Here is an 11,434-nt window from a genome sequence, read left to right as displayed (position 1 = left end):
CCCGTCGGGGCCGTTCGGGCGAGCCAAGCAGGGTGGAACCGCGGGGGCCTTCAGGCCGCCCGTCCCTGTGGGGGCGGGCGGTTTTTCATTGGGCCAAGCCGGGCGGAGAGGTCGCGGACCCGGCCGCGGCCAGCGGCGGGCCGCGACGGAGGAGGGATGCAGCGGTGGACTTCCAGCAGATGATCCTGCGCCTCAACCAGTACTGGGCCGAGCAGGGCTGCGTGCTGGCCATGCCCTACGACGTGGAGACGGGGGCCGGCACGATGAACCCCTTGACCTTCTTCCGCGCCCTGGGGCCCGAGCCGTGGCGGGTGGCCTACGTGGAGCCGTCCCGGCGGCCGGCCGACGGCCGTTACGGCGAGAACCCGAACCGGCTCTACCAGCACTGGCAGTACCAGGTGATCCTCAAGCCGTCGCCGCCGGACGTGCAGGAGCTCTACCTGGGCAGCCTGGAGGCCCTGGGCATCCGGCCGCTGGAGCACGACATCCGCTTCGTCGAGGACAACTGGGAGTGGCCCAGCGGCGGCGCCTGGGGCCTGGGCTGGGAGGTCTGGCTGGACGGGATGGAGATCACCCAGTTCACCTACTTCCAGCAGGTGGCGGGCTTCGAGTGCAAGCCCGTCTCGGTGGAGCTGACCTACGGCCTGGAGCGCATCGCCACCTACCTGCAGGGGGTGGACACCGTCTTCGACATCCGCTGGGTCGACGGCGTCACCTACGGCGAGATGTTCCGCCTCGCCGAGTACGAGCACTCCGCCTACAGCTTCGAGCACGCCGACGTGGACATGCTGCGCCGCTGGTTCGACGACGCGGCCCGCGAGGCGGCCCGGGCCCTGGAGAGAGGCCTGGCCCTGCCCGGATACGACTACGTGCTCAAGTGCTCCCACCTCTTCAACGTGCTGGAGGCTCGCAACGCCGTCAGCGCCAGCGAGCGCACGGCCCTGCTGGGGCGGGTGCGGGGGCTGGCCCGCAAGGCGGCGGAGGCCTACCTGGCCCAGCGGGAGCGGCTGGGCTACCCGCTGCTGCAGGCCGGAGCCTGGGGCGCCGGTCCCGCCCCCGCGGACGAACCGGCCTCCGGCCCGGCGGCGGGCTGATCCGGGCGGGTACCGGGGTTGACAGCGAAACTCGTCGGGGGAAGGAGCCAGGACCATGGACCAGCATGAGATGGACCAGTCCGAGATGGACCAGCGGCTCGATCTTCTGGTCGAGGTGGGGTGCGAGGAGATCCCTGCCGGCGACTGCGGGGAGGCTCGCCGCCAGCTGGCGGAGCGGGCCGGCACGGCCTTGGCGGAGGCGGGCCTGACGTATGAGGTGGTGCGGTCCCTGGGAACCCCGCGCCGGCTCACCCTGGTGGTGCAGGGGCTGTCACCGCGGCAGGAAGCCCGGGAGGAGTGGGTCCGGGGGCCGTCCCGGGCCGCGGCCTTCGGTCCGGGCGGCGAGCCGGCGCCGGCGGCCCTGGGCTTCGCCCGCAGCCAGGGGGTCGAGGTGAGCCAGCTGGTGGTGCGCCAGACCCCCCAGGGCGAGTACGTCTTCGCCCGCAAGGTCCACCAGGGGCGGCCTGCGGCGGAGGTGCTGGCGGAGTTGCTGCCGGCCGTCCTGGGCGGCCTGGAGTTCCGCCGCACCATGCGCTGGGGGGCCGGCGAGCACCGGTTCATCCGCCCCGTCCACTGGCTGGTGGCCCTGCTGGGCGAGGAGGTGCTGCCGGTCTCCTTCGCCGGGGTGCGGGCCGGGCGGGTGAGTTACGGTCACCGGTTCCTCCATCCGGAGGCGGTGGAACTGGCCTCGGCGGCGGAAGACGAGTACCGCCGCCGGCTGGCGGAGGCGTATGTGGTGGTCGACCCCGAGGAGCGCCGGCAGCGCATCGTGGAGCAGGCCCGGGCCGTGGCCGCCGCCGTGGGGGGCGAGGCCGAGATCGACCCCGAGCTGCTGGACGAGGTGGTCGACCTGGTGGAGTACCCCACGGCCTTCACCGGCTCCTTCGCCCCCGAGATGCTGGAGCTGCCCCGGGACGTGCTGGTCACCACGATGAAGGTCCACCAGCGCTACTTCCCCGTGCGGCAGCCGGGGGAGAGCCGCCTGATGCCCTACTTCATCGCCGTCCGCAACGGCGACGAGCGGCACCTTCAGACGGTGCGGCAGGGGAACGAGCGGGTGATCCGCGCCCGGCTGGCCGATGCCCGGTTCTTCTTCCAGCAGGACCGGCAGCGGCGGCTGGCGGACCGGGTGGCGGACCTGGAGCGGGTCTCCTTCCTGCCGGGTCTCGGCACGCTGCTGGACAAGACGCGGCGGCTGGAGCGGCTGGTGGGATGGCTGGCGGAGCGACTGGACCTGCCGGCGCCGGAGCGGGAGCAGGCGGCCCGGGCGGCCCACCTGGCCAAGACCGACCTGGTGACCTCCCTGGTCTACGAGTTCACGGAGCTGGCAGGGCGCATGGGGCGGCAGTACGCTCTGCTGGACGGCGAGCCGGCGGCGGTGGCGGAGGCCCTGGCCGAGCAGTACCTGCCGCGGGGCGGGGACGATGACCAGCTGCCCGCCACGCGGCCGGGGCTGCTGCTGGCCATCGCCGACCGGGTCGACACCCTGGCGGGCTGCTTCGCCGCGGGCCTGGAGCCCACGGGCTCCCAGGACCCCTACGGCCTGCGCCGGGCGGGGGTGGGCCTGCTCCGCCTGCTGGCCGGGCCCGCGGCGCAAGGGCCGGCGGGCCGGACGGGAGGCGGCGCCGGAACGCCCGCCGGCACAGGCGCAACCGGATCAGGCCACCCGTCGCTGCCCCCTCTAGATGTCCTGCTGGATCAGGCCCTGGCCGGCTACCTGCCGCCCGTGGCGTCGCCGGCGGTGGAGGTGCGGTTCGACCCGGGCGAGGTCAGGGCCAGGCTGCTGGACTTCCTGGTGGCGCGGCTGCGCGGGCTGCTGGCCGAGGCAGGTTACGCCCACGACGTCATCCAGGCGGTGCTGGCGGTCGACGCCCGCGACGTGCCCGGGGTCTGGGCGCGGGCCCGGGCGGTGGCGGAACTGGTGGCCTCGCCCCTGGCTGCCGACGTGCTGACCGTCCACCGGCGGGCGGCCAACCTGGCCGGGCGGGCGGAGGCGGACGCCGTCGACCCGGCCCTGTTCCGGGAGGCCGAGGAGCAGGCGCTCTACGCCGCGGTGGAGGCAGCCGCCGGGGTGGTGCAGGAGGCCCTGGCCGTCCGGGATTACGGCGCCTACTTCCGGGCCATCGCCGGGCTGCGGCCCGCCGTCGACGCCTTCCTCGACCGGGTGCTGGTGATGGCGGAAGATCCGGCCCTCCGGGCCAACCGCCTCGCCTTGCTGAAGCGGGTGGCCGGCCTGGCCGGCCGGGTGGCGGCCCTCGGGGAGCTGGCCGCGGGCGTGTGACCGGCGACCGGCCGTCCAGCGACCGTGGGTGGGCGGGGGCCGGGCAGGCCACGACGGCCCGGCCCCCTCTGTCCTTGTCGCAGCCCGAGCCCCGGTGGTGGCGGAACCAGGGATTCGACAGGGGGTGTCCAATGGTTTAGAGAGATCGCACCCGGGAAAGCGGGCACTGGTGCCCACCACGCCGGTCCCCCGCCAGGGGGGTTCCGTGGCCCCGCCGGCGCGTCGAGGGGTGCTCGGGGGAGGGACTTGCAACCCTTGATCCGTCTGCTGACCGAGGCCGACCGCCAGGCCACCCTTGAGTTCCTCGCCGCGGAGAGCGCCTTCAACCTGTTCATCCTGGCGGACATCCACAACTACGGATTTGCCATCGACTTCCAGCAGGTGTGGGGCGATTTCTCCGCGGGCGGGCGGCTGCGGGCGGTCCTGCTGCGTTACTTCCGCAACTTCATCCCCTACGGCCGGGACGGGTTCGATGCCGAGGGCCTCGCCCGGATCATCCAGCGGCGGGTCGGCGAGGAGGATGGGAATCGCTGGGAGGTCTCCGGCAAGACGGACGTGGTGGAGCGCCTGCGCCCCTACACCCGGCACATTCTCGACTGGGATCGCCGCCGCTCCCTGTACTTTGCGGAGCTGGCGAGTGACGGAAGCCTCAGGGGGTTGCGCCAGGCGCTGCCCGGCGACGTGAAGCTGCACCGCATGCAACCCGGCGATGTGTCCTTGGTCGGCGAGCTCTACCGGCGCATCGCCGAGTTCCGTACCTTTGACGAAGGCGCGGAACGGGAACTGCACCACTCCCTGGCCACGGAGGCCGCCCGCGGCTACTGGCTGGAACACGACGGGCGTGCCGTGGCGGCCGTCAAGACGGCGGCGGAGAACCCCTATTCGGCCATGGTGGTGGGCGTGGCCACGGATCCCGACTTCCGCCGCAGGGGCTTCGCGACCCAGCTCATGGTGCGGTTGTGCGAGGAGGTCCTGGCCGAGGGCAAGCGCCTGTGCCTCTTCTATGACAACCCGGCGGCGGGCGCCATCTACAAGCGGCTCGGTTTTCGGGACATCGGGACCTGGGACATGGTGCCGGCACGCGGGGGCGCGCCCGGGGCCGCATCCGCGCGGTGACCGTACCGCGGGCACCGTGGGCTTCACCCCGTACGGGCTTGGTGCCCTCAGGGCCGGCGGGTGCGCCGGGCGCCTCCGGCCGGTAACCGGGACCGCGGGCGCGGTACCCGGCCCGGTGCGGCCGCCGGGCCAGGAGACGGGAGGCTCCCGCGGGGGAGGGAGGAAACCGGGTGGGAGAGCCGGTCGTCTTCATCGTCTCCGATTCCCTGGGCGAGACCGCCGAGCTGGTGGCCCGGGCGGCCGCCAGCCAGTTCAACGGTCATCGTGCGACCTTCTACCGCTTCCCCTACGTCGATCGTATGGAGACCGTCGACGAGATCGTGGCGCGGGCCCGCCGCGAGCAGCGCAGCCTGATCGTCCACACCCTGATCCTGGAGGACTTGCGCCGGGCACTGAACGAGAAGGCCCAGGCGGCCGGCATCCCCGTGGTCGACATCATGGGGCCGATGATGGCGGCCTGGATGCGGGTGGCGGAGCGCCCGCCGCGGCTGCAGCCCGGCCTGCGCCACCGCCTGGACGAGGAGTACTTCCGGCGGGTGGAAGCCGTGGAGTTCGCCGTCAAGTACGACGACGGCAAGGATCCCCGCGGCCTGCTCCAGGCGGACATCGTGCTGCTGGGCGTCTCCCGCACCTCCAAGACGCCGGTCAGCATGTACCTGGCCCACCGCATGTACAAGGTGGCCAACGTGCCCCTGGTCCCGGAGGTGGAGCCGCCTCCCGAATTGTATAAGGTACCGCGGAACCGGCTGGTGGGCCTGATCATCCGCCCCGACGCCCTGCAGCGGATCCGGCGGGAGCGGCTCAAGGCCATCGGCCTCGGTGAGGACTCCAGCTACGGCAGCATGCAGCGCATCCAGGAAGAACTGGCCTACGCCCAGCGCATCTTCCGGGAACTGGGCTGCCCCGTCATCGACGTCACCAACAAGGCCGTGGAGGAGACGGCCAACACGGTGCTGCAGATCCTGGCGAAGGGGGAGCGCCATGAGCACGGGGACCGCTGAGCCCGCGGCCCAGCCCCAGGCGGCGCCGCGGCGGTGGGTCTACTTCTTCGACGAGGGAGCGGGGGCCGGCCGGGCCCTCCTGGGCGGCAAGGGCGCCAACCTGGCCGAGATGACCCGCATCGGCCTGCCCGTCCCGCCGGGCTTCACCATCACCACCGAGGCCTGCAAGGCCTACCAGGCCGCCGGCGGGGTGTTCCCGCCCGGCCTCATGGAGCAGGTGGAGCAGCAGCTGGCGCGGCTCGAGCGGGAGATCGGCCGCCGGTTCGGCGATCCCGAGCGGCCCTTGCTGGTGTCGGTCCGCTCCGGGGCGCCCGTCTCCATGCCGGGGATGATGGACACCATCCTCAACCTGGGGCTCAACGACCAGGCGGTGCAGGGGCTGGCCCGGGAGACGGGGGACCCGCGCTTCGCCTTCGACTGCTACCGGCGGCTGATCCAGATGTTCGGCGACGTGGTGCTGCGGGTACCGGCCGCCCGCTTCGAGCACGCCCTGGAAGCCGCCCGGCAGCGGCGCGGCGTCCGGTTCGACCACGAACTGCCGGCGGAGGAACTGGAGCGGCTGGTGGCGACCTTCAAGGAGATCGTCCGGCAGGAGGCCGGTCGCGACTTCCCCCAGGACCCGCGGGCGCAGCTGGAGCTGGCCATCCGGGCCGTGTTCGACTCGTGGAACAACGAGCGGGCCAAGGTCTACCGCCGCATCCACAAGATCCCCGACGACCTGGGCACCGGTGTCAACGTGCAGGCCATGGTCTTCGGCAACACGGGCCCGGACTCGGGAACCGGCGTGATGTTCACCCGCAATCCCTCCACGGGTGCCCGCGAGCTGTATGGCGAGTACCTTCCTAATGCCCAGGGGGAGGACGTGGTGGCCGGCATCCGCACGCCGGAGCCCATCGCCCGACTGAAGGAGCAGCGGCCGGCGCTCTACCGCCAGCTGGAGCAGGTGGCGGAGCGCCTGGAGCGCCACTACCGGGACATGCAGGACATCGAGTTCACCGTCGACCGTGGGCGCCTGTTCCTGCTGCAGACCCGCAGCGGCAAGCGGACGGCGGCGGCCGCCGTGCGCATCGCCTGCGACATGGTGCAGGAGGGCCTGATCGACCGGGATACGGCGCTGTTGCGGGTCGACCCGGACCAGGTCGCGCGCCTCTTGCACAAGCACGTGGACCCCAACGCGGCGGTCGAGCCGCTGGCCCAGGGGCTGCCCGCCTCGCCGGGGGCGGCGGTGGGCGCCATCGTCTTCGACGCCGGCGAGGCGGAGCGGCTGGGGCGGGAGGGCCAGGCGATCATCCTGGTCCGGCCCGAGACCACCCCCGATGACATCCACGGCATCGTGGCGGCCCAGGGGGTGCTGACCAGCCGGGGCGGCATGACCAGCCACGCCGCGGTGGTGGCCCGCGGCATGGGCAAGCCCGCCGTCTGCGGCTGCGAGGCGCTGCGCATCGACCTGGAGCGGGAAGAGTTCCAGGTGGGGGGCCGGGTCTTCCGCAAGGGCGACATGATCACCATCGACGGCGCCACGGGCCGGGTGTTCGCCGGCCAGGTGCCGCTGGTGGAACCGGAGCTGTCGCCCGAGTTCCGGCAGCTACTGGAGTGGGCGGACGCGGCGCGGCGGCTGGGGGTGCTGGCCAACGCCGACACGCCGGAAGACGCCCGCCGGGCCCGGGAGTTCGGCGCCGAGGGCATCGGCCTCTGCCGGACCGAGCACATGTTCATGGGCCCCGAGCGGCTGCCCGCCGTCCAGCGCATGATCCTGGCCGAGACCCGGGAGGAGCGGGAGGCGGCCCTGGCCGAGCTGGCGGTGATGCAGCAATCCGACTTCGAAGGGATCCTGGAGGCCATGGCCGGGCTGCCGGTGACCATCCGCCTGCTGGACCCGCCGCTCCACGAGTTCCTGCCCTCCCTGGAGGAGCTGCTGGTGGAGGTGACGCGGCTGGAGCTGGAGGGCGGCGACCCGGCCCGGCTGGAGGAGCGCCGTGAGCTCCTGCGCAAGGTGCGGGCCCTGCATGAGGCCAACCCCATGCTGGGCCACCGTGGCTGCCGCCTGGGCATCACCTTCCCCAAGGTGTACGAGATGCAAGCCCGGGCCATCTTCCGGGCCACGGCCAACCTGCGGCGCCGCGGCGTGGACGCCCGGCCGGAGATCATGATCCCGCTGGTGGCCCACGTGCGGGAGCTGGCCTTCTTGCGGGAGCGCATCGAGGCGGTGCGCCGGGAGGTGGAGGCGGAGACGGGCCTGGACCTGAAGGTCCGGATCGGCACCATGATCGAGGTGCCGCGGGCGGCCCTGACGGCGGGCGAGATCGCCCAGGTGGCCGAGTTCTTCTCCTTCGGGACCAACGACCTGACCCAGACCACCTTCGGCTTCAGCCGCGACGACGCCGAGGGCAAGTTCCTCCACCACTACCTGGCGGAGAAGATCCTGCCGGAGAACCCCTTCGTGTCCCTGGACGCCGCCGGGGTGGGCCGGCTGATCCAGCTGGCCGTGGCCGACGGCCGCCGGGTCCGGCCCGACCTCAAGGTGGGCATCTGCGGCGAGCACGGCGGCGATCCGGCGTCCATCGCCTTCTGCCACCGGGCGGGGCTGGACTACGTCAGCTGCTCGCCCTTCCGCGTGCTCATCGCCCGGCTGGCGGCGGGCCGGGCGGCGGTGGAGGAAGGCGGCAGCGAGGGCGGCGGGGGCGAAGGGTGAGGCAGCCCCCATCGTCACCCAGGGCGAGGCAGCCCGGGTGGCCGTCCGGTTGGATCAGGTGACCTCCGATGCCGGTGCGGGCGGCGGGGGTGCGCCGTCTCCGGCTGGGGGCCGGCCCGTTCCACCCCTCGGGCCGGGTTCGGTGCCCGCCAGCAGAGCGATCACCGGCTCCACGTCCCGCTCCTGTACGAGAACGTACAGGTGGTCCCCGGGATGGAGCACCGTCCGGCCCCGGGGCGGGATCACCCGGCCGTCCCGCACCAGCATGGTGACCGTCGCCCCTCCGGGCAGGTTGACCTGGGAGAGGCTGCGCCCCGCCGCCGAGGCATGTTCTGAGACCTGCACGTGGATCAGGCCCACGGCGGGCCGGCCCACCGGCGCCAGCTCCAGCCGGGGCTCCGCAGGTCCCGCCCCCGGCGCGGCCAGCCCCAGCCAGCGGGCCAGGGGAGCCAGCGTGGTGCCCTGGACGGCCACCGATGCCAGGACGACGAAGAACACCACGTGGAACAGGTACCAGCTGTCTTTCAGCCCGGCGGCCAGCGGGACCGTGGCCAGCACGATGGGCACCGCGCCCCGCAGGCCCGCCCAGCCGAGGAACAGGCGCTCGCGCCAGTCGAAGTCCCAGGGCAGCGTGCAGATCCAGGTGGCCAGGGGCCGGGCGACCAGCATGAGGGCGCCGGTGATCACCAGGGCCCCGCCGGCAACCTCCGGCAACTGGCTGGGAAAGACCAGCAGCCCGAGGAGGACGAACATGCCCACCTGGGCCACCCAGCTCAGGCCCTCGTGGAACCGCACCACCGTGAGCCGGTACACCGGCGCGTAGCGGCTCATCATGAGCCCGGCCAGATAGACCGCCAAAAAACCGCTGCCGCCCACCACCGCCGCCGCGCCGTAGGCCGTCAGGGCGACGCCCGTGCTCAACAGCATGTACGGGTAGCTGGATTCCGCGGCCAGGCGGTTCATGGCGACGGCTCCTGCCCGCCCGGCCGCCCATCCCGCCACGGCGCCGAACCCGACCTGCCGGACCAGCAGCGCCAGGCCTTCCAGGGGGGCGACCGGTTCGATCGCCATGCGGACGAACAGGTCGGTGAGAAAGATGGCCACCGGATCGTTGGTCCCTGACTCCAGCTCAAGGGTGGCGGCCAGCTTGCGGGGGAGCGGCGTGCGGCGCAGGATGGCAAAGACGGCGGCGGCGTCGGTGGAACCGACGATGGCGCCGATGAGCAGCCCATGGGTCCAGTCCAGACCGGGCAGCCAGGCCGCCGCCGCTCCCACCAGCGCGGCGGAGATGGCGACGCCGGCCGTGGCCAGGACCAGCCCCGGAGCCAGGACGGGGCGCAGCTCGCTCCACCGTGAGGCCAGCCCGCCTTCGAACAGGATGAGCGCCAGGGCGACGGTGGCCACCTGGTGGGCAAGGCGGGCGTTGTCAAAGTAGACCCAGCCCAGGACGTCGCTGCCGGCCAGCATGCCCAGGCCGAGGAACAGCACCAGGGCGGGGAAGGCGACCCGATCGGCCAGCCAGGTCAGCGCCACCCCCAGCAACAGCGCAATGCCCAGTCCCAGCAGCAGCAGGGTCAGGACGTCGATGGTTCCACCCCCTGGCGAGAATTCCCCCTGCCTTCCCGCAGGCGGGTACAGGCATAGGCCTGGCGGCCGGGCCTTGTGACCGGTCCCTGCGGCAGGGCTCCGTGCTCGGGTGTCGCGGCCGGTCTGTGCGGCCGAGCTCCGTGCTCGAGCCTCGTGACCCGTCCCTGCGGCCGGGTCCCTCGCACGGGCTCCGCGCCCGGTCCTAGGGCCCCGGCCCCATGCCCGGTTCCGCTGCCGCCTGCCCGTCCCCTTATCTTGTGGCTCGCGTCGCGGATCGTGCCGTGCCCGCGCTCAGCACGGCCAGGCCGGCGATACCGGCCACCGCCGATGCGGTCAGGACGCCGATCTTCGCCTGATCGAGGTAAGGGGTGCCGTCGAACGCCAGGCCTGCTATGAAGAGGGACATGGTGAAGCCAATCCCTGCCAGCAGGCCGGCACCGGCCATGGCGCTCCAGCCCGTGCCGGCCGGCAGGGAGGCCCAGCCGGCGCGGACAGCGAGCCAGCTGGCGCCCAGGAGGCCGGCGGGCTTGCCCAGGAGCAGGCCAAGGAACGCGCCCATGGTGACACGGCTCGGGGAGGCCGCCTCCAGCGATACCCCCGCCGTCAACAGCGCGAACAAGGGCAGGATGGCATAGGTCACCCAGGGGCTCAGCATGTGTTCAAGGCGGTGAAGGGGACCGGCCGCCGCGTGGGCCGGCGTGGTCCCACTGCCGGCCGGGCCGCCGGTGCCGCGGGCCGGCACGTTGCCCTCCGTGGCTTCCATGGGGACGGTCAAGGCCAGGAGGACGGCGGCGACGGAGGGACTGATCCCCCCCTGGAGCGAGCCGTACCATGCCAGGAGACCGAAGAGCAGATACACCGCCAGGTGCTGGCCGCGGGCCAGGCGGCCGTAAGCGAGGGCCCCTGCCAGCGCCACCGCCATGAGCAGCAGGGGACCGGGCTGGAGACCCCCGCTGTAGAACAAGGCAATGACCAGTACGGCCCCCAGGTCGTCGACGATGGCCACCGCGGTGAGGAAGACCTTGAGCCCAACGGGCACCCGCGGGCCGAGCAGGCTGAGGACCCCGAGGGCGAAGGCGATGTCGGTGGCCATCGGGATACCCCACCCCGGTGCGCCGGGCCCGCCGGCATTCACCACGCTGTAGATCGCCGCCGGAACCACCATCCCGCCCACTGCCGCGATGACGGCCAGGGCGGCCCGGCGCGGATCGGCCAGCTCTCCGGCCAGCAGTTCCCGCTTGATCTCGAGACCGACCGCGAGGAAGAAGATCGACATCAGCCCGTGCTTCACCCACTCGGCCAGGGTCATGTCCAGCTCCATAGACCCGAGCCGCAGCGCCACCGGGAGTTCCTTCAGGGCCCGATAGGCTTCATATGCCGGCGAGTTGGCCCAGATCATGGCGATGACGGCACAGGCGATGAGGAGGATCCCGGCCCCCGCCTCGCTGGCCAGAAACTCCTGCCATGCGCCTGGCACCGGCCGGACGCGGCCCTTGCCTCCCGCCACCGGCTACCACCTCCTGACGATTCGCTCCCACCGCTTCGTCATGGACCGGAGAAAGGACGTCACGAGAGACGCGCGAGCCAGGCCCTCTCGCCGGGGACCAGCCTGGGGCATGGAAGCGCCGTGGGGAACCACACCAAAAGATACCGGAAAGACACC

The 11,434-nt window shown here is 72.7% G+C and carries 7 protein-coding genes; 5 read left to right on the top strand and 2 right to left on the bottom strand.

What is annotated here, in order from left to right; all coding sequences use genetic code 11:
- Positions 1-164 precede the first annotated feature (164 nt).
- The 5 genes from glyQ (at position 165) to ppdK (ending at position 8,184) form a co-directional block, all read left to right on the top strand.
- Positions 165-1,094 carry a glycine--tRNA ligase subunit alpha gene (gene glyQ, locus ACYQ02_RS09410; RefSeq protein ID WP_460040176.1) on the top strand — a complete coding sequence of 310 codons (930 nt, stop codon included), beginning with the start codon at positions 165-167 and terminating at the stop codon, positions 1,092-1,094.
- 55 nt (positions 1,095-1,149) lie between these two features.
- Positions 1,150-3,375: a glycine--tRNA ligase subunit beta gene (gene glyS / locus ACYQ02_RS09405; RefSeq protein WP_460040175.1), complete on the top strand. Its 2,226-nt coding sequence runs from the start codon at positions 1,150-1,152 to the stop codon at positions 3,373-3,375.
- A gap of 255 nt (positions 3,376-3,630) precedes the next feature.
- Complete coding sequence (locus tag ACYQ02_RS09400; protein WP_460040174.1) at positions 3,631-4,491, top strand: GNAT family N-acetyltransferase; 861 nt, start codon at positions 3,631-3,633, stop codon at positions 4,489-4,491.
- A gap of 170 nt (positions 4,492-4,661) precedes the next feature.
- Positions 4,662-5,492, top strand: a complete 831-nt coding sequence (locus ACYQ02_RS09395) for a pyruvate, water dikinase regulatory protein (RefSeq protein ID WP_460040173.1) — start codon at positions 4,662-4,664, stop codon at positions 5,490-5,492.
- Positions 5,473-8,184 carry a pyruvate, phosphate dikinase gene (gene ppdK, locus ACYQ02_RS09390; RefSeq protein ID WP_460040172.1) on the top strand — a complete coding sequence of 904 codons (2,712 nt, stop codon included), beginning with the start codon at positions 5,473-5,475 and terminating at the stop codon, positions 8,182-8,184. Before ACYQ02_RS09395 ends, ppdK begins: the two co-directional genes overlap by 20 nt.
- Positions 8,185-8,238: 54 nt before the next feature.
- On the opposite strand, the gene ACYQ02_RS09385 is transcribed toward ppdK, so the two are convergent.
- Both ACYQ02_RS09385 and nhaA read right to left on the bottom strand, forming a co-directional pair.
- Positions 8,239-9,747 (bottom strand): potassium/proton antiporter, encoded by a 1,509-nt coding sequence (locus ACYQ02_RS09385; protein WP_460040339.1) that lies wholly within the window; start codon positions 9,745-9,747, stop codon positions 8,239-8,241.
- A gap of 274 nt (positions 9,748-10,021) precedes the next feature.
- Positions 10,022-11,278, bottom strand: coding sequence for a Na+/H+ antiporter NhaA (gene nhaA / locus ACYQ02_RS09380; RefSeq protein ID WP_460040171.1), 1,257 nt, complete (start codon positions 11,276-11,278; stop codon positions 10,022-10,024).
- Between the last annotated feature and the right edge of the window lie 156 nt (positions 11,279-11,434).

The sequence above is a fragment of the Thermaerobacter litoralis genome (genome assembly GCF_054654595.1).
This window is presented reverse-complemented; position numbering and strand designations above follow the sequence as displayed.